The sequence below is a fragment of the Ochrobactrum sp. MYb379 genome, from assembly GCF_037479515.1.
GTDB lineage: Bacteria > Pseudomonadota > Alphaproteobacteria > Rhizobiales > Rhizobiaceae > Brucella.
Map to the genome: position 1 here is coordinate 326,044 of NZ_JBBGYW010000004.1, position 19,133 is coordinate 345,176.

Genomic DNA, 19,133 nt, shown 5'->3' on the forward strand with positions numbered 1-19,133 from the left:
TGATGCGCTTGCTATCAAGCGCATCACAGCTCCTGATCTATCCTACCATTTTCTATTGGAAACTCGCATGTCTGAAATATCCCTTTTTTCAAAAGCTGAATTGTCTCGCCCCAATCTTACCATTGAGGATGCGGCAGATCTTCTTGGTTCAGTTTATGGGCTGAAGGGCGATTTGCGCGAGCTTGGTAGTCAGCAGGACAGGAATTTTAAAGTTAGTATCGGCAGCGAAAGCTATGTGCTTAAAATCAGCCGTAGTGAGTACCCGCGCGTTGAGCTTGAAGCCCAGAATGCCATCTTGCAGCATCTGGCTTTAAAGCAGGAAGACAGCTCAGACCACGTTTTCGTTTTCCCGAAAGTCATTCCATGTAGCGACGGCAGTCTCATTGGTGCTGCTCATGTTGGTTCGGAAAACTATCATGTTCGCCTGTTGAGTTTTATCGAAGGCGAGACACTGACAACACGCAATTATTTGAGTGGCTCCGCAATTGAAGCGCTTGGGGCACTTGCCGGAAATGTCGCACGTTCATTGTCTGATTTCTCCCATACTGGAGCGCTGAGGAGTTCTCTTTGGGATCTGATGCATGCTGAAACTGCGGTGCCATTCTTGTTAAAGGATGAGGCGTCGAGCACAGTCGCCGCATCCATTTTCACGGCAATGGACCGCGTCACTCGGCGCCTTGATCCCGTGAGAGACGGTTTGCGGGTTCAGGTGATCCACCACGACATCACTGATGATAATGTTGTCGGTCGGCGGGAGCTCTCAGGATCTGTGCTGCCCTATGCCGTGATCGATTTCGGGGATATGACCAAAAGCTGGCTGGTTGCAGAACTTGCGACGACCTGTGCTTCTTTGCTGCATCACGGAGAAAAAGATCCTTTCTCAATCTTGCCAGCCGTGAAGGCATTTCATGCAGTTTGTCCGGTAAACAGGGAAGAGCTTACCGCCCTTTGGCCGCTGATCGTGGCGCGCGCTTGCGTATTGCTCGCAGCATCGCATCAGCAACTCAAGCTTGATCCGGATAACAGCTATGCTGCTGCCAATGCAGCACATGAGCGGATTATCTTTGATGTTGCCACTTCTGTTCCATTTGAGTTAATGGAAAAAGCGATTTTCTGTGCGCTGGGTATTGTTTTTGAAGCCAAGCATCAGGTCAATGCAAAGTCGATTATTGCGAGTATAGATCTATCGACCGCACGACAGGTCGATTTGTCGATTGATAATCCTGAGTTTGTAACTGGGAACTGGAATACGAGGGGCATTGAACAGCAGATTTTGCTCAAAGCAGCTCAATCTGCTGGCAGTAGCCTGACGCGATATGGTGAGTATCGACTGACACGCACGCAGGTTAACAGCCGCACCGAGCCGCAAAGCTTTTCTCTGCATATCGCGGTTTGCGTTCCTGCCGGAACAGAGGTTGTTGCGCCGTTTGAAGGTCGCGCCTATTTCTCGGATGGTATGCTTATTCTGCGCAATGGTGAACTCAATCTGCACATCAGCGGTGTAGATATCATCGATGGGCTGGCATATTCTGTAGCACCAGGCGATGTGCTCGGCACAGTCCGTAATGAACAGAATGGCTTTGGCGTCATCAGCGTTCAACAGTCAGAAATGGCATCTGACGAACTGCCACAATTCGCAAAGCCATCGCAGTCCTCTGCATGGTCGGCCGTTTGTCCATCGCCAGCCGCATTTCTTGGTTTGCCCGTCGAAACATCTTCAAAAGCATCCGCATCCTTGCTCGATCGGCGTTATCGAAGCCTTGCTGGCACGCAAAAGCATTATTACGAAAATCCGCCTCAGATTGAGCGCGGCTGGAAAGAACATCTGTTTGATACCGAAGGACGTGCCTATCTGGATATGGTCAACAACGTGACCACGATAGGTCACGGCCATCCTCGGCTTGCAGAAAATGTGAACAGGCAATGGCTGAAGCTCAATACCAATTCACGCTTCCACTATTCAGAAGTGGCCGATTTTTCAGAACGGCTTGCCGCACTGGCACCGGAAGGGCTGGACACCGTTTTTCTGGTCAATAGTGGTTCTGAGGCCAATGATCTCGCGTTGAGACTGGCTTGGGCGTGGAATGGTCATCGCGATATTGTCTCGCTGCTGGAAGCCTATCATGGCTGGACGGTCGGGAGTGATGCTGTTTCCACCTCAACGGCTGATAACCCGAATGCACTTGGAACACGCCCTTCATGGGTGCATCCAGTCGTTTCTCCAAATACCTATCGCGGGAATATGACTGCCGAACAATATATCGGAACTGTTCTAGACAAACTCTCGGAGCTTGACGCGAAAGGCGAGGGGCTTGCAGGTTTTATCTGTGAGCCGATCTATGGAAATGCAGGCGGAATACCGTTGCCATCAGGCTATTTGAAAAAAGTCTATCAGGAAATCCGCGCTCGCGGTGGCCTTTGCATCGCTGATGAGGTGCAGGTTGGCTATGGACGCACAGGGCACCACTTCTGGGGCTTTGAAGAACAGCAGGTCGTGCCAGACGTTATTACGATCGCCAAAGGTATGGGCAATGGGCATCCGCTTGGCGCAGTGATAACGCGCAAAGAAATTGCCGATGCGCTTGAAAAGGAAGGTTACTTCTTCTCATCAGCTGGTGGCAGTCCGGTATCATCTGTTGTCGGAAACACGGTTCTCGACATTATGGAAGATGAGCAACTTCAGGCCAATGCGCGCAATGTTGGTGATCATCTCAAACGGCGGCTTGAGGCACTTAAACAGCAATACCCTTTGCTCGGGGCTGTTCATGGCATGGGACTTTATATGGGGCTGGAATTTGTCCGCAATCATACCTCATTGGAACCGGCGACCGAAGAAACAATGGCTCTATGTGACCGACTGCTGGAACTTGGTATCATTATGCAGCCGACCGGTGATCATCTGAACATTTTCAAGATCAAGCCCCCGCTTTGTCTCACCAAAAAAAGCGCTGACTATTTTGCTGATACACTGGAAGCGGTTCTGCAAGAAGGTTGGTAATCCGCAGCTAAGCTTAGCGGTGTTCGTTGCGATATAGCACGAGTTTATGCGGTCACCGAATGATATTCGGTGGAGGGATTTTTCGTAAAGACTCGACGATGTCGGGTCTTTGCTCCGCAACCGTTGCAACGATTGCTTCTGCAACGGTAAAAATAGCGGAAGGTGAGTTGGGCAACAGTTCACTCTTCGCCGTTGCATAAAGTACGCTATTCGCAAGTGAAGCGAGGGGCGAAGTCGGGCTGGGCCATGACGGCGCAGCTATGTCTCGTGCCGCCGCCGCATTCTGGTTTGAGGGCAGAGTTCCACCGGCGAATGAACTTGTTTTTGACGACGTAGCCCAGCTTTAGAAATAGAGATCGGACCAAACAATGAATGCAAATAATCATGAATATCTCTGGAAAAAAGTCGATGAGCAGAAAGAGCGTCTCATCGAATTGATGATCGCGTATGGGGAATGCCAGAGGTCTGTTATACAGAGGTTCGCTCGATGGCCGAGCATAAGGCAGAACTTCTGCATCAGAGTTTTCGGGTTGTTGAGGGCATTGCAGATATTCCGACTTCGGTCATTGGCGAAGCCGGAGAGGGCGGCCCGGTTATTGCATTTTTGGGCGAATATGATGCGTTGCCCGGGCTTAGTCAGGAAGCTGGCGTCTCAGAGCATCGGCCAGTAGAGGCGGGCGGTCATGGCCATGGCTGTGGGCACAATTTGCTCGGCTCTGGTGCAATGCTCGCGGCAATTGCTTTGAAGAATTATCTGGCAGAAAAAGGCATTCCGGGCCGTGTGCGCTATTATGGTTGTCCGGCTGAAGAAGGCGGTGCTGCCAAAACCTTTATGGTGCGTGCTGGCGCTTTTGATGATGTCGATATTGCAATCTCATGGCATCCATACAGTTTTTGGGAGGTCGCTCCTGCGCTTTCTTTGGCAAATACGCGTGCTGATTTTACCTTCAAAGGACGCGCAGCACATGCCGCCGCAGCTCCGCACCTTGGGCGAAGCGCGCTTGATGGGCTTGAACTCATGAGTGTCGGTGTCAATTACATGCGCGAGCATATGCCATCGGACGCGCGTGTTCATTCCGCAATTCTCGATACTGGTGGTATCGCTCCCAATGTCGTTCAAGCGCATGCGCGCGTTCGTTATTCAATCCGCGCAATGGAGTTGCAGGATATGAACGATCTTGTTCATCGTGTGCACAAGATCGCTCAGGGTGCTGCCATGATGACAGAAACAACTGTCGAGATGAAAATTGTTAGTGCCGTTTCAAATACTCTCGACAATAAGCCGTTGGAAAATGCGCTTTTCAGCGCGATGGATGAATTGGGATTGCCTGATTTTGACGATCAGGACCGTGCGTTTGCAGGCGAAATTCGCAAGACGTTCTCCGAGAAAGACATAGCGTCGGTATATAAGGCGATCGGAATGCCTGTAACGGATGAGCCACTCGCCAACTTCCTCACGCCACAAAATACCAATCGCAAACCCTTTATTGGTTCGACAGACATTGGCGATGTGAGTTGGGTTGTACCGACAGTTCAGGTTCACGCACCGACAGTGGCGATTGGTACCCCGTTTCATACCTGGCAGATTGTTGCACAGGGGAAGTCACCGGCTGCACACAAAGCGATGGTTCACGCCGCAAAGGCAATGGCTGCCACTGGATTGAATGCGATTATCGACCCGCTTCTGTTGAAAGAGGCGAAAGAAGCATTGTCCGGACACACGTCCAGAACGCCGTATATTTGCCCGCTCGGTGAAGATGTGAAACCGCCATTGGATATGTCCCGGGGATGACGTTCCGTCGATCATGGAAATAGCCGATAAATTAATCATCAACAGATGATGAGTTGTAGTAGGTTACGTTATGTTCGTGACCTGACAGAAAAAGAAAGCATGAGTAATGGTAGTTGGAACATATGGTAAAAGGTGAATTTTGCTATATTTGCTGTGTTGCCTTTTTCACCACTTGTCGAAAAAGGGGCCAATTTTGGACTGACCAGTTTCTAACGTTCGTGCAATGACCTTGGGAAAGGCAAGTCGGTGAGAGCCCGTAAATTTTCATCTACAAAATGCGAATTATCATGGCATGATTTCTCTGTAACCTTGATGCTGCAAACCATACGACCGAAGTCGGTCTGCCGGAGAGTGAAAGCGGTACAGTCTGACATCAGGAGGCGTAATTTGCTTGTTGCCCATTTTCCACAAGAATGTGACGATGCGCGGTCTTTCGAGAAGCTGCGATTAAACGCATTAGCGAAGACCGCGTCCGGTCACGTGTTCAGATGAACCAACGGTTTTGAATAGCTTGCCGCAACCACTGAAGTGTTATGCCACCGAGAGATGAGTATCGACAAAAGAACGTGCATGCTTTGCAAGTTCAAACCCATCAGACCAGGTATCACGCCAGATTGCGAGATCGTTAGAAAGCCCTTCTGCGATGACTGCCGAAGAGAAGGATTCAAACGTAATCGGTCCGTGATACTTTATGTCAGCAAGGGCATGAAAGAAGCCGGTGAAGTCGATATGTCCTGATCCCAGATAGCCGCGATGGTTCTCACCAATATGGATATATCCGAGCCGCTCACCCACTTCGTGCAATGGACGAATGAGGTTATCTTCCTCAATATTCATGTGATACGTATCGAGGTGAATTACCGTGTTATCCGCCCCGATATCATCGGCCAGTGACAGGGCTTGCCTTGCCGTATTAACGAGATGGGTTTCATAGCGGTTGCACACTTCTAATCCCAAAGTAACGCCAAGCGTGTTGGCTTCACTTGCAAGGTCTCTGATAACAGCAACAGCATTATCACGCCCTTTTGCACTTGCGGGCTTTCCATACTTCCCGAGCGCCGAATAGAGCGCGCCAGTCAAAAGTTTTCCGCCAAGGCTATGCGTGGCAATCAGCGAATGATGAAGAAGTTCCGCACCTTTGCGAACGACAGACAGGTCATCGCTTGAAACATCGGCATCAAATGCTAATCCACGCGAGCACACAATCGAAAGGTCAGAAGCGCTTAAAACCGAACGGGCATGATCGACATCAAGATTATCGAGATCATGCAATGAGAGCTCAAGCAGATCATAACCCGTTTCAATGCTGCGCTTTGCAGCCAGTTCAATTGAGGCCTTGGATGTATCGCCGGTCCATACCAAGGCATGAACACCAATCTGGTTGCTGTAGCTGTTCATTATGCGCTCTCCCTCGCACAGGTTTCGACATCGACCCAGCCATTTGCCGCTTCGTTGGAGCGGATACAGGCATCGATGAAATAAAGTCCGTTAAGTCCGTCTTCGATTGTCGGATATGCAATATTGCTTGGATCGCTCTTGCGCTGCTGATGGCTGCGAATTGCATTGGCAGCCGACTTATAAATGTTACCAAAGGCTTCCATAAAGCCTTCCGGATGACCGGGAGGGACACGCGCTGATTGCGTGTTGCCGTGGGTCGCCCCAGCGCCTGCGCGCGTCAGCATGGCGCGTGGCTGCCCTGATTTGCAATACCAAAGGCGGTTCGGGTCTTCCTGCGACCACTCAAGTGAGCCTTTGGTACCAAATATGCGGCAATTCAAGCGGTTTTCGTTGCCGATCGCCACCTGACTGATCCAGAATTGCCCTTTTGCACCATTGTCATAACGCAGCAGAATCGAAGCATTATCATCAAGCCTGCGTCCTTTGATAAACGAAGTAAGATCAGCGCAAAGCTTATCCGGCGTCAGCCCTGTTACGTAAGATGCGAGATTATAGGCATGCGTTCCAATATCACCGATTGCCCCACCTGCACCCGCCCTCTGAGGATCGGTCCGCCATTCAGCGGCCTTGGACCCCTGCAGTTCGACAGGTTCGCTGAGCCAGTCCTGAACATACTCGCAATTGACAAAGCGTATCTCGCCCAGTTCTCCGGAAAGCACCATGTCGCGCATCTGCCGCACCATGGCGTTCCCGGTGTAATTATGTGTCAAGAAAAACATGCCCGGCGCATTTCGTACAGTGTCAACAAGCGCGACGGCATCCTCTAATGCAGAGGTCACAGGCTTATCGCAAATAACGTGAAATCCCGCCTGCAAGCAGGCTTTGACGGCATCAAAATGCAAATGATTGGGCGTAACGATAGCGACCGCCTCCGCACCATCAGGCCGCGCTTTCTCACCCTCAATCAGCGCTTCTACCGTATCGTAAACCCGATCATTTGAGACACCCAATGCATTGGCAGATCGCAAATTGCGCTCAGGATCGGAACTGAAATCACCGGCGACCAGTTCAAACTCATTATCCATCCGTGCTGCAATACGATGCACGTTTCCGATCAGCGCACCTTCTCCACCGCCGATCATAGCCAATCGAATTTTCTGCATAATTTTCTCCCGATCAATCTGTTCCGGTTTTTGAGATTTGTTGAGCCACAGATTCCCGCACGCGCATATTCGTCATATGCGCCACATGCGAGAGCGGTCGCTCAGGCTCCCCGATACGCTGCATAAGAAGCTGCCACGCGCTATCCGCCATCGCATCAATCGGCTGTGCGACCGTGCTGATAGTTGGCTTGAGCACTGTCATCCAGTCCGAGTCGTCAAAGCCTAACAGCGATATATCGCGGGGTATCTCAAGCCCCGCCTGTCTTGCGGCCTTGATAGCACCAAGTGTTGCAATATACGCCGATGCAAACAAGGCTGTCGGTGGCTTCTGACTAAAAACCTGTCGCTCTAAAGAATGCCTGCACTCTTCTATCGTTACACCGGCATAAATCACTTTGACATGGTTCGAGAGCCCAGCCTCGGTCATCGCTTTTCTGTAGCCCTCAACGCGCTGGTTCATATGAACCAGACTGTCCCGCGTTGCGAGAAATGTTATATCCTTATGCCCCATTTCAATAAGATGAGCGGTGCCAGCATGGGTGGCGGCACTATTATCAATGGCAACAGTATCAAAATCTGGCAGTTCGGCACCACGATCCACCAGAACAGTCGGCACAGAACGGATTAGCGAATTGCCACCGGATGCAATTTCCTCATTACTGAGAAAGATAATCAAGCCATCCACCTGTCGCGCAATCAGCGTATCGATGAGATCTGCCTGTGTGACTGACAATTCATTGCTGTTCATGAGCAGAAGCTGCATGCCATCCTGCATCGCAACCGTTCCCGCTCGCTGCACAAACTCCGAGAAGAACGGATTGGTTATATCCGGCACAATAATTCCGATGGAATTCGTACGCCCCTGCCGCAGGCTGGAAGCGACGAAGTTCGGTTTGTAGTTCATCTTAGCAACGGCTTCGAGTACCGTTTTTCGCAAATCCTGATGAACGAATTTACGTCCGGTCAGCACATTGGAAACAGTGCTCGGTGCGACGCCTGCATATTTCGCCACATCCTGAATAGTCACAGGCTTTGCGGTCTTTGGCGGGGCCAGCTTTTTAGCCTTTGGCGGGGATTGTCGTGTCATGTTGGCAGGCAATCGCTCCTGTTACTTTCTGGTGGCAATCAAACGATCAAGGGTAACCGCTACAATGATCAGGCCGCCCATGACAACCAATTGATAGAATGTCGGCACCCGCATCAGATTAAGACCATTGCTGATCGTACCAATGATAAGCCCGCCGATCACAACAGAAGGAATACGGCCCTTGCCACCAAAGAAACTGGTTCCACCAATAATCGCGGACGCAATGGCGAAAGTTTCAAAACCCGTACCGGCTGCGGGTTCGGCCGCACCAAGACGGGCCGTGCTTAATACACCCGCAAGACCCGCACAAAGACCGGAAATCATAAATACGATCAGCGTATGTTTTTTAACGTTGATACCGGAGAAAAACGCAGCTTCACGATTACCGCCAATAGCATAGATATTTCGGCCAAGCCTTGTCTGCTGCGTTAAATACCAAAGGATTGCGGCCATACCAAAAGCAACGATAACGGGGACAGGAACCCACAAGATCGTGCCTGCAAAGGTTTCAGTGAAGCTGTAGGGGAAGCCAAAAACCGGACTTGCACCGGAGATAATCAGCGTTACGCCGCGGAAAATGGCGTTTGTTCCCAAGGTGATAATAAACGGATGTAGTCCGGTAAAATTGACCAGAAGGCCATTGAATGCGCCGAGCGTCAAGCCAACGCCAGCACCACCGATCAGCGCCGCGCTATAGGGATCAAGACCTGCAAGCAGCAGTTTGCCAGTCACAATACCCGCCAATGCCAGAATGGAACCGACCGACAGATCAATTCCCGCGATCAGGATCGGGAAAAACTCGCCCAGCGCTAGCAAGATCGTGATCGAGCTTTGCAGCATGATCTGGACAAGATTCTGCCGACGCAGAAAGTACTCAGGCGAAAGGACACTAAACAGAACGAGAATAACAACCAGAATGCACAGTGTGCCGTATCTGTCCCAGTTCTCCTGAAACTTTTTCATGATGCTGCTCCACCGATAGCGTGGCTTAAAAGGATTTCTTCATTTGCGTTGTGCCCATCAACGATGGTCGCGATGCTGCCATCGCGGTAAACTGCAATGCGGTCACAGACCCCAAGCACTTCTGCGAGCTCTGACGAAACCACGATGATTGCTTTGCCCTGCAAGGCCAGTTGCCGGATGATTGCGTAGATTTCCGCTTTGGCACCGACATCGATACCGCGCGTCGGCTCGTCAAAGATGATCAAGTCAGGTTCGGTCGCCATCCACTTGGCGACAATCACCTTTTGTTGGTTGCCGCCAGAAAGCTCAGTTACCATCTGATCGACGGATGAGCTTTTCACATTGAGTTTTTTACGTTCGATCTCGGCAAGTCGTCGGTCATCGCGCTTGCTGACAACGGCACCCATGCCATCCAGAGGAGCATCTTTCACGCGCTTGGAAAGGACTATGTTTTCAAGTATGGAAAAATTCTGAAAGAAACCCGTTTTTCTGCGGTTCTCAGTAATGAAAGCCATTCCATTTTTCAGAGCCTGAGACGGGGACCGGGGCGTAACATCGCGGCCATTGAGTTCAATTTTACCAGAAGCACGTTTATCTGCACCAAACAGGCACTCCATCAGTTCCGTGCGGCCTGAACCTATCAGACCGGCAAAGCCAAACACTTCGCCATGACGCACTTCAAAACTCACGTCCCGAACGCGATCATTGGAGGCGGAAGTAACGTTGCTGACTTTCAGAACAACCGGCGACGCATCATCCAGCGCCGGATTTGTGTAATTATGTATCAGCGCACGGCCAACCATCATCTGAACCAGCTCATCATTTGTATAATCTGCGATCATACCCGTGCCATTGGAGCTACCATCTTTAAGCACCGTAAAGCGGTCACCAATCTGGCGCACTTCATCGAACTTGTGCGAGATGAACAGTACCGCCATGCCTTCCTCACGAAGCTGGTTCACCAGTTGCAGAAGGCTCTGAATTTCAACACGGGTCAGTGAGGATGTTGGCTCGTCCATCACCAGAACTCTGACATTCCCCATCAAAGCTTTGGCAATTTCGAGAATTTGTTTATGGGCAATCGGCAGATCACCAGCCGGACGATCCAAATTGATATTGATCTTCAGCCGGGCAAGAATGGCTTGCGCACGCGCACGCATCAGTTTCCAGTCGATGCTCGTCAACAGAAGCCTGCGTTTAACCGGCAAATTACCGACAAACAGATTTTCGAGTGCTGACAGCTCGTCGATGATACTGAGTTCCTGATAGATAATCGAAATGCCAGACTGAGCTGCTTGCCCCGGCGTAAGACGCGTATGTGTTTGGCCATCAATGGTGATTTCACCGCTGGTCGGCGCGAACACACCCGACAAAACCTTCATGAGAGTGGATTTGCCAGCGCCGTTTTCGCCGAGCAGCACATGCACCTCACCGGGATGAATATCGAGATCAACGCCCTTCAACGCCTGAATACCACCAAACGATTTGGCAATATTGCGCATCTCAATAAGAGGATATGGCAATTCGTGGCCAGAATTCGGCATGAAACCCTCCCCGGTCAACGATGAGTTAGGAAAAGGATACGGTAGAACTTTTCACTTTTCGCGTTTTGCTGGAAAAGCTCTAACCGCACCCGATTTTTCTTACTGTTTGGTCACCAGCACAGATTCAATATTGACCTGAGGTGCATCTGCATCCGGCGCAATCAGCTTGCCGGATTTGACAGCTTCAACAGCGGCAACCAATGCATCTGCGCCGATTGTGGCAGGGTTCTGTGCAACCGTCGCATCAAGACGTCCAGCCTGAACAGATTCGCGCGCTTCCGGCGCACCATCTGTTCCCACAACAATCACCTCTCCCGTTTTGCCAGCATTCTGCACGGCCTGCACTACGCCCAGCGCCATTGTGTCATTGGCACAATAGAAAGCTTTCAGATTAGGTGAGGACTGCAGAATATTGGCTGCGACATCAAGCGCCTTCAGGCGATCCCAATCGGCAGGCTGACTTGCAACCAGCTTGATATTGGATGCTTTGCTGAAAGCATCAGTAGCACCGGCTTTACGATCTTCACCCGATGCAACGCCAGCCTTACCTTCTATAATCGCGACTTCACCACCATCAGCACCAAGCTTTTCGATGATGAAATGAGCACCATTTGCACCAACCGCCTTATTATCGGTGGTGATGAAAGCCTGAATATTGGCACCCGCCTGCTTGAGAGCCGCAAGATCGACCTTTTCATCAATATTGATCAGCGGAATGTTCTTTTTATAGGCTTGAGCTGCTGGCTGGACCAGATTAACCGGAGAGATAGGGGCAAACATAATTGCCTTATAATCGCGGTTCAACACATCCTCGAAAAGCTGCAACTGCGCCTGCGTATCATCTTCGGTCGGAGAGGCAAAAATATCCACCTCGACGCCCAGCTCCTTGGCTTTGTCCTCAACACCCTGCTTCATCGATTGCCAGAATGGATTGGACAGAGTTTTCAGAATAACAGCATAATCAGCTGCCTGCACGGCAGATGCATTTATGAATGCACCGACCGCAAAAACGGCTGACAATAATAAAGTTTTACCGGCTTTCATGTTCATTATCCTCCATAGAACGTGAAAATATTGGCAGACTTGTTTTTATGTTATGATATCGTCACCGGCTTGGACCGGAGTTTCGCAGCCGTTGCCGGATCAGCCCGGCGGCACAATTGTGGCGGCAAACCTTTCATGATCAGTTCAGCGTCTGCGACAGTCATTGAACCGATTTCGTAAAATGCATCACGCGTTCCGCCCGTACGATGCGCGGAAAGCAGAAGCCCTTCGATAGAACGTACCGGATCACCGAATGCTACAGGTTCATCCGGGAAAACATCGGTCGCGGCCTGAATACGTCCCGATTTAACTGCCTCCAGCATGGCCGGAAAATCCACAACCGCAGCCCGGCTCATTAGCAGAAACTTTGCGCCCTTTTGCATCATTGCAAATTCGCGCGCACCAATCAGCCCCTGATTTTCGCTGGTCACACTTGCAAAAACCAGAATGAACTGGCTCTCCTTTACGACCTGGTCAAGGGATGCCGGAGTACAATTTGCGCGCTCGATAATTTCAGTCGGCAACCACGGATCATAAACCAGTGTTTTGTTGCGGAAAGGACGAATGAGATCACGAAACTGTCGTCCAAGATCGCCAAAGCCGATAATCCCAACCGTTGCCCCCATAAAGCGTACGGTATCAACATTGCCCTCAAGACCATACTGCTCTATGCCAGCACGCATTTCCCGGTCGGCTATGGTAATTCCGCGCGCCAGATCAAGCGCCATCGCGAGAGCTGATTCAGCAACCGGACCAGCAAAGGCTGAAGCAGGTGTCAGCACCCATATGCCACGCTCTACGCAGGCCTGATAATCAATATTGGGCAGAAAATTCGTTTCGACATTGAAGATGCCTTTGAGCTTGGGTGCACGATCAAGCCGCTCTTTGGGCATGGCAGTCTGTCCTATCAGAAGCACAGTATCCGGCAAGTAGCGCTCAATTGTATCGACATCCATCGGCTTGTCTTCACTGATCACAAGCTCGCCCAGCGCCTCAAGTCGTGACCTGACTTCCGGACGCATGATAAGGTCCAGAGTCCGCGGTAACGGATCCACCAGAATTATATTCTTTGTCATAGCTCCTCCCAAAAAGCTCACTTAGCTTGCTGGAAAAATCGATTTTCTGCAACAAAAATCTTATTGAAGCGCTATTTTTCACAAAATAAACCTTTGCACTACAAGCACATTGGGAGCTAATCGCGACAACATCAAATACTCAGTGAAAATGTACGCTACAAAAAAATCTCAGTTATCGACGCACATCTAATCAAGCGTTGGCGAGCGAGCCGTTTTTTGTAATCCTATCTCAAGATGGGGTTATTCATTTGCTGACCGGTGGAAGGTCGCGTTTGAGCCAGAAAATTTATTGGCGCCTTGATTATTTCAAGAGCTTCGACCGGGCGGTCTGCCCCATCGGGTGATCCGTGTTTACTGTTAGTGCATGCTCGGTCGACTTGCCACTGTTGGTGTTGACGCTGGCCCATTTTGTGGGGGCCAGACGCCTGCCAGCGCTCCGGCAGCATAGTTTCGACAAAAGCGACGGGTTCTGATCCCGACAATCGGACCGCTCGATTTCACTAATTTACTGCCCCACTATTTAAGTCGATCGACTGGGTTAACCTACACTAAGAAAGATTAGATCATCACCCAGGTCATCAGAAACCGTTTCTAGGTGTTTGATAATGGCTCTCCAGATCACAGGTTACTGTCATCGGTTATTGACGAATTGATGAATCCTGCCAAATCTCACATATTGAAGCGATAATTCAATAATTTATCCAATAAATACGAATGTTAAAACTACTTATTTGTATCATTATGTACCGTCAATAAATCATCCACATCATAATTTGTTAGCGCTCACTCTAGACACTGCTCAAGTTTATGATTAGTTGTTTGCCCACTATAGACACTGTGGGAGGCATCAGTGGGTATTTTGTTTGGGACCCGGGTTCTCGATCGCTTAATCGTCAAGGCTGCACCGTTTGCGCTTGAGAAAATGCGGCAACTATTATTGCGGAGGCGGTGATAGCATGCAGGGAGGAGCATTAATCAGACAGCTTGGAAGGCACCGCGAGGCATCAGTTCTTCTGATGCTGCTCGTAGTTTCGGTCTATCTAGCTTTTGCCAGCGACTACTTTCTCGCGCCGCGCAATCTCCTAAACATAGGACGACAGGCTTCAGTCGTCGCTATCGTTGCGCTCGGGCAAGCTCTCGTGATCATTGCTCGGGGCATTGATCTTTCGGTAGGGGCAGTTATCGGCCTATCTGCAGTCGTTGCCGCCGTGGTCACTCGTGATACTGGCGTTGAAAGCATCGGCCTGATTTCTGGCATTCTGACCGGACTGCTTTGCGGGTTGGTGAACGGGCTACTTTACACGAAGTTCCGAATTAACCCGTTTATAGCAACCCTCGGTACACTTTCTGTAGCTAGGGGCATTGCACTGCTCATGACCGGCGGGATTCCTGTCGAAGTCGGAGGTTTAGCAGAATTCATCGGCGCTGGAAGGCTGTATGGTGTCCCAATATCACTGCTTCTTATGATTCTGCTTGCCATTGTCGTCCACATCTTTGCCGGGCGTACAGTGATCGGCCGCGAAATTTACGCAATCGGCGATAATCCCAAGGCTGCTCGCCTGGCCGGTGTCAACTTGAAGCGCACACGCTTGTTCGTGTTCACGCTCTGCGGAACCTTAGCCGGCCTGGGAGGGCTGATACTATCAGGTAACCTTGCGAGCGCCGACCCTAATCTCGGACTTGGCTACGAGCTCGATGTCATCGCTGCGGTTATTCTTGGAGGGACAGCCCTTAGCGGTGGCCGGGGCTCGATCATTGGCGTCATCATCGGTGCTCTTCTGATGGCGGTCCTAAACAACGCATTCGTGCTTCTCGGCATCTCGGCCTATTGGCAGGTTGTGACTAAGGGTCTGGTAATCATCCTCGCGGTTGGCCTGGACGGCCTGCAGCGCGGTAGCGACGACGATTAATTCCACAGTTCAACGGAGGAGAATGTAATGAACTGGAAATCAATAAAAGCTGCCGCTGGCGTGGCACTTGCAGTGCTATCAATCTCAATGTCGGCCCATGCTCAGGATGCTCCGAATGGTGGATCAGTTGCGGCGGTCGAAAATAACAAGGGTCCGATCAAGATCGCATTCCTTTCGTTTCAGAACAATCCTTTCTGGACGCCCGTCACACAAGGGGCCAAGGCCGCCAACGAGTATCTCTCCAAGTATAATGCGAAAGTTGATTTCGTAGACCTGGGCAACACGCTCTCTGCGGAGGCTGTCGTCGCGGGCATAGAAGGGGCGCTTGCAAAAGAATACAACGGTATCGTTGTAGTGCCGATCTTTGACGGCACGTCCCGCATCATCGACGAGGCAACAGAGTCGGGCGTGCCCGTTTTCAACATCGTGGCTGAGGGCAGTAAGCCGTCGCAACGCCTCGCATTCATTGGACAGAATGCAACTGCCGCAGGAAAGCAGATTGGCGAATTCATTGTAGAGAAGATGGGCGGCAAAGGTGAGCTAGGTGTGATTACTGGCTACTTCGGTGCCACACAGCACACCGAGCGAATGAATGGTGCACTCGACTACATTAAGGCTAATGCGCCTGACATCAAGATCGTTGGGCCGTTCGAAAACAAGGACAAGGCTGAAGAAGCCTATTCAATCGTACAAAACATGGTCACTTCGAACCCTCAACTTTCAATGGTATACGTCACGGCTGGCGGGCCGTTCGGCGCAGCCAAAGCGGTCAAGGACCTTGGTTTGACCGGTAAACTTGGGGTGATTGGCTTCGATCACACTCCCGACAACATTACCTACTTGAAGACAGGCGAGATGGTAGGTCTTCTTGATCAGGCTCCGTATCAGCAGGCTATCGATGCAAGCGTGTTGCTTTATAACTACCTTGTCGCTGGAGTTCAGCCTCCTTCTAAGGTGATCCCTGTTGAAGGAAAACTCTTGAAACCAGAAGATGTGAAGTGAGAGCAGCAATTCGATGATCGGCGCACCTGCAGCATCCGTTCATCCCGGCATGAAAGGTGATCCGCTCGTGCGTGCACGCGCGGTCGCCAAGGCCTTTGCCGGGAACCCAGTCCTACATTCGGTGGACCTTGACCTCTACCCTGGTGAGGTCGTCGGGCTACTGGGTGAGAATGGCGCTGGCAAGTCAACTCTTATGCATATTCTCTCTGGAGGGCTCGTCGCCGACACTGGATCCATCGAACTAGCCGGAAACGCTATTGATTTTAAGACCGTCAGCGATGGCATTGATGCGGGGATCAGCTTCGTTCATCAGGAGCTATCGGTGGTTGGAGCCCTGTCTGTTGCGGAAAACCTCCATCTTGGACGCTTCCCAAAAAAGCGGGGCTTTGTTGACTTCCGAGCAATGAAAGCGGCTTCTCAAGCGCTTCTCGAACGGATTGGTGCTGGCCACATCGACCCCTCTAAGGATGCAGGATCAATGCGTGCCGGTGAACAGCAGCTTGTTGAAATTGCCAAAGCTGCCGCGCGAAACCCTCGACTTCTAATTCTTGACGAACCAACGTCTTCTCTTACGCCGCATGAGGTTGAGAGTTTCGTCTTGTATGTGCGCGCTGCACGAGCAGCTGGCACTGCCATAATTTTCATCACGCATCGGCTTGAGGAGGCTCTGACTCTTTGCGACAGACTTGTTGTCCTGCGTAATGGCTCCATTGTTAGCGAACGTATCCCGCAGAAGACCACACGAGAACAACTTATTACCGATATGACGGGCAAGCCCGCGATTTATGCGTATCGACCACGGGCGATTGACCGAACTCACGTCGCCATATCCTTGAACTCAGTGTCCGATGGCAGCCTTGTTCGAGATGTTGATATTTCGGTCCACAAAGGAGAGATAGTAGGTCTTTTCGGACTCGTGGGAGCTGGCCGGACCGAATTGCTTGATTTGATTCATGGCGTCAAACCTCTCGTTAGCGGAAAGATCGAACTTTCTGGGGCCACGTATTCGCCCAAAAGCTCGAGCGACGCTGTCAGAAGCGGTGTGGCTCTCGTACCGGAGGGCCGAAAGACTGCCGGAATTCTCCCGCAACACAGCGTTCGTGCCAACGCCGCAATATCGAGCATGCGCAGGTTCGCAGGAAGCATATTTTCGGACCGGCGTGGCGAAGCGGCCCGAATGGCTGGCTTTACGCGCAGTCTGGGTATTCGTATGGTGAACGATCTACAGCCTATTGCTACATTGTCGGGTGGCAACCAGCAGAAGGTTATTTTCGCACGAGCCCTTCTGACGGAGCCACGTATTCTTCTTCTGGATGAGCCTACCCACGGCGTTGACGTTGGCGCTAAAGCCGATATTTACACAATCATCTCTGAGGCTGCGGAGAATGGATTAACTGTGCTGATGGCCTCGTCGGAAGTACCAGAAATCTTAGCGCTATGTGATCGAGTAGCTATCCTCTCGAAAGGCAGATTGGCCGGCATGCTTGAGCGAAGCGAGATGACCGAAGACCGAATCCTCACTCTGGCATTTGCCGAACACTGAACGGGTTGCCGAATTTCAAATCTTTTTCCAGAGAACCAGATGTGCGGGTGACTACAAAAGACTTTAACTTTTATGATGGGTTCCTTTGCAAACATATTTTAGCAATGTAACCGAATGGCACGAGATAGCCGGTTCGACGAAAGTTTAAATGCCTTAAAAGAAGACACATGCTCGTGAATTCGAATTCGCGAGAGACGTGTTAGTGTTAGTTGGATTGCGTTTATAGCGGGATTTTTGCGAATCCTTTGGAAAGAATCGGTCCAGTTGGCCGCCCTGTGGGCGAACCGCCAGCAGGCTCTAGCGTGAGTTCATAGAGTTGTTCGCCACGCGGCAACGGTAGATCTGGTGCCTTCAGCTCGGCGGATTGCGCACCTTCAAGCAAACCCATTGAGACAGGACCCATGTCCTGTGACGGAAGTGTCCAGACCTGAATGGTTTTACCTGATGGAATTTCGACATTGTTTAATAGCCGCACGCGGGCATTTTCATTGCCAAAATCTTCAACGATGGCCTGAACGCCTCCATTATCATCCAGCAAAACAGCAATGACGACCGGCTCAATTGTTCTCGTGAGCGACCATCCGAGACCGACAGCAAGCAGGATAGATGCGGCAGATGCTGAGAGCGCAGCAAATCGCCAGCGATTAGCAACAAAGTTATTATCGTTGGCAATTCTGGCAGGCGTTATCAGAGGGATACTACCATCAGAAAGCTGATTTTGAACAGTTTCCCAGCCGCGTTCATCAACGGTCATCGGTGTTATGGATGTATCCAGCTCCAAAAATCGTTCACGACTGCGGGCAATTGCCTGTTTTAGCTCCTCATTGCGGATAATTTCGGCTTCGACGTGAAGGACTTCGTCTGGATTAAGTAGACCGAGCACGTACTCGTCGGCAACTTCTGGGATATTATCGAATGATTTTATCATGTCATACATGCCCGCAATGCGCTCAGACCTCGTCTTACCCAGGATTTTGCGGTTCCCAACGGTGTTTGTAATCTGCCGGCGATTTCACCATGCGTGTAACCTCCGACATATGCCATGAGGATTCCATCCCGCTTGTCTTTGTCGAGAGCGTCGAGACATTCCTTTAGCTGGCTTGTTTGATCAAGCTGATGCCACGCCGTCAGAATTTCATTTGAACGCTCAGTTTCGTTTAAAGCGTCAACATCATCAACTGTTTGCTCACGTTTACCATCGCGCAGAGCATTCAAGGCACGGTTGCGCACAATCGCATAAATCCAGCCTTTGGCAGAGCCCTGATCGGGCGCATATTGATGGGCATGAGTCCAGATACGAATGAGAGCTTCCTGCAAAACCTCTTCGGCAAGTTCGCGGCGGCGAAGAATGCGGTGCGCAACAGCCAGCAATCGTCCTGATTCCTGATCAAATATAGCGCGGAGCCCTGAACGATCACGCCGCACGCAGGCTGCAATCGCCTTTGCCAGTTCATCCGTTTGCCCACCCATTCCACGCATCTCCTCATCCGTTCGACAGATTAGCCCTAATTCATATACGCAGGAAACACGCAAACAGATGCATTGGAAATTTTATTTTTCTCCACTGCATCCAAACCGGCGTTCCCATGTGTCTGATAATCAGAGGCGCTGAA

The 19,133-nt window shown here is 50.9% G+C and carries 13 protein-coding genes and 1 pseudogene; 5 read left to right on the forward strand and 9 right to left on the reverse strand.

The genetic code is table 11. The features are described 5' to 3' along the window. Positions 1-67: 67 nt before the first annotated feature. Together WH356_RS11490 and WH356_RS11495 are read left to right on the forward strand one after the other, a co-directional pair. A complete protein-coding gene (locus tag WH356_RS11490) occupies positions 68-2,998 on the forward strand; it encodes an aminotransferase (protein ID WP_339510852.1) in 2,931 nt (976 codons plus the stop codon). 368 nt (positions 2,999-3,366) lie between these two features. Next, positions 3,367-4,790, forward strand: a pseudogene (locus tag WH356_RS11495) (M20 family metallopeptidase). Positions 4,791-5,321: 531 nt separating this feature from the next. On the opposite strand, the gene WH356_RS11500 reads toward WH356_RS11495, so the two are convergent. From WH356_RS11500 to WH356_RS11530, 7 genes are all read right to left on the reverse strand, one after another. Next, the gene (locus WH356_RS11500; RefSeq protein ID WP_339510853.1) at positions 5,322-6,188 is read right to left on the reverse strand and encodes a sugar phosphate isomerase/epimerase family protein; all 867 of its coding nucleotides are present in this window, start codon (positions 6,186-6,188) and stop codon (positions 5,322-5,324) included. Then, the gene (locus tag WH356_RS11505; protein WP_339510854.1) at positions 6,188-7,351 is read right to left on the reverse strand and encodes a Gfo/Idh/MocA family protein; all 1,164 of its coding nucleotides are present in this window, start codon (positions 7,349-7,351) and stop codon (positions 6,188-6,190) included. Before WH356_RS11505 ends, WH356_RS11500 begins: the two co-directional genes overlap by 1 nt. A gap of 13 nt (positions 7,352-7,364) precedes the next feature. Beyond that, positions 7,365-8,438 (reverse strand): LacI family DNA-binding transcriptional regulator, encoded by a 1,074-nt coding sequence (locus WH356_RS11510; RefSeq protein WP_339510855.1) that lies wholly within the window; start codon positions 8,436-8,438, stop codon positions 7,365-7,367. Positions 8,439-8,459: 21 nt separating this feature from the next. Further along, positions 8,460-9,401 carry a D-allose ABC transporter permease gene (gene alsC, locus WH356_RS11515; RefSeq protein WP_339510856.1) on the reverse strand — a complete coding sequence of 314 codons (942 nt, stop codon included), beginning with the start codon at positions 9,399-9,401 and terminating at the stop codon, positions 8,460-8,462. Then, on the reverse strand, positions 9,398-10,945 hold the full coding sequence (locus WH356_RS11520; RefSeq protein ID WP_339510858.1) for a sugar ABC transporter ATP-binding protein: 1,548 nt from the start codon (positions 10,943-10,945) through the stop codon (positions 9,398-9,400). The genes alsC and WH356_RS11520 overlap by 4 nt, the downstream gene beginning before the upstream one ends. A gap of 99 nt (positions 10,946-11,044) precedes the next feature. Then, positions 11,045-11,989: a D-allose transporter substrate-binding protein gene (gene alsB / locus WH356_RS11525; protein ID WP_339510860.1), complete on the reverse strand. Its 945-nt coding sequence runs from the start codon at positions 11,987-11,989 to the stop codon at positions 11,045-11,047. Positions 11,990-12,039: 50 nt separating this feature from the next. After that, the gene (locus WH356_RS11530) at positions 12,040-13,065 is read right to left on the reverse strand and encodes a hydroxyacid dehydrogenase (RefSeq protein ID WP_339510862.1); all 1,026 of its coding nucleotides are present in this window, start codon (positions 13,063-13,065) and stop codon (positions 12,040-12,042) included. Between the two features lie 956 nt (positions 13,066-14,021). Here WH356_RS11530 and WH356_RS11535 point away from each other — a divergent pair. Genes WH356_RS11535 through WH356_RS11545 form a run of 3 tightly spaced genes read left to right on the forward strand, consistent with a single transcriptional unit; the run spans position 14,022 to position 17,520 of the window. Beyond that, the gene (locus tag WH356_RS11535; protein ID WP_339510864.1) at positions 14,022-14,975 is read left to right on the forward strand and encodes an ABC transporter permease; all 954 of its coding nucleotides are present in this window, start codon (positions 14,022-14,024) and stop codon (positions 14,973-14,975) included. Between the two features lie 27 nt (positions 14,976-15,002). Then, positions 15,003-15,977 carry a sugar ABC transporter substrate-binding protein gene (locus WH356_RS11540; RefSeq protein ID WP_339510866.1) on the forward strand — a complete coding sequence of 325 codons (975 nt, stop codon included), beginning with the start codon at positions 15,003-15,005 and terminating at the stop codon, positions 15,975-15,977. Between the two features lie 13 nt (positions 15,978-15,990). Continuing rightward, positions 15,991-17,520: a sugar ABC transporter ATP-binding protein gene (locus WH356_RS11545; protein WP_339510868.1), complete on the forward strand. Its 1,530-nt coding sequence runs from the start codon at positions 15,991-15,993 to the stop codon at positions 17,518-17,520. A 220-nt stretch (positions 17,521-17,740) separates the two neighbouring features. Here WH356_RS11545 and WH356_RS11550 read toward each other — a convergent pair whose 3' ends face one another. Continuing rightward, the gene (locus WH356_RS11550) at positions 17,741-18,457 is read right to left on the reverse strand and encodes an anti-sigma factor (RefSeq protein ID WP_445253661.1); all 717 of its coding nucleotides are present in this window, start codon (positions 18,455-18,457) and stop codon (positions 17,741-17,743) included. Beyond that, positions 18,445-18,990 carry a sigma-70 family RNA polymerase sigma factor gene (locus WH356_RS11555; RefSeq protein ID WP_339510872.1) on the reverse strand — a complete coding sequence of 182 codons (546 nt, stop codon included), beginning with the start codon at positions 18,988-18,990 and terminating at the stop codon, positions 18,445-18,447. Before WH356_RS11555 ends, WH356_RS11550 begins: the two co-directional genes overlap by 13 nt. Positions 18,991-19,133: the final 143 nt, after the last annotated feature.

Coding starts and splice junctions, on each gene's coding strand:
- WH356_RS11490 (WP_339510852.1), top strand. CDS start 68: ATGTCTGAAATATCCCTTTTTTCAAAAGCTGAATTGTCTCGCCCCAAT.
- WH356_RS11500 (WP_339510853.1), bottom strand. CDS start 6,188: ATGAACAGCTACAGCAACCAGATTGGTGTTCATGCCTTGGTATGGACC.
- WH356_RS11505 (WP_339510854.1), bottom strand. CDS start 7,351: ATGCAGAAAATTCGATTGGCTATGATCGGCGGTGGAGAAGGTGCGCTG.
- WH356_RS11510 (WP_339510855.1), bottom strand. CDS start 8,438: ATGACACGACAATCCCCGCCAAAGGCTAAAAAGCTGGCCCCGCCAAAG.
- alsC (WP_339510856.1), bottom strand. CDS start 9,401: ATGAAAAAGTTTCAGGAGAACTGGGACAGATACGGCACACTGTGCATT.
- WH356_RS11520 (WP_339510858.1), bottom strand. CDS start 10,945: ATGCCGAATTCTGGCCACGAATTGCCATATCCTCTTATTGAGATGCGC.
- alsB (WP_339510860.1), bottom strand. CDS start 11,989: ATGAAAGCCGGTAAAACTTTATTATTGTCAGCCGTTTTTGCGGTCGGT.
- WH356_RS11530 (WP_339510862.1), bottom strand. CDS start 13,065: ATGACAAAGAATATAATTCTGGTGGATCCGTTACCGCGGACTCTGGAC.
- WH356_RS11535 (WP_339510864.1), top strand. CDS start 14,022: ATGCAGGGAGGAGCATTAATCAGACAGCTTGGAAGGCACCGCGAGGCA.
- WH356_RS11540 (WP_339510866.1), top strand. CDS start 15,003: ATGAACTGGAAATCAATAAAAGCTGCCGCTGGCGTGGCACTTGCAGTG.
- WH356_RS11545 (WP_339510868.1), top strand. CDS start 15,991: ATGATCGGCGCACCTGCAGCATCCGTTCATCCCGGCATGAAAGGTGAT.
- WH356_RS11550 (WP_445253661.1), bottom strand. CDS start 18,457: ATGTATGACATGATAAAATCATTCGATAATATCCCAGAAGTTGCCGAC.
- WH356_RS11555 (WP_339510872.1), bottom strand. CDS start 18,990: ATGGGTGGGCAAACGGATGAACTGGCAAAGGCGATTGCAGCCTGCGTG.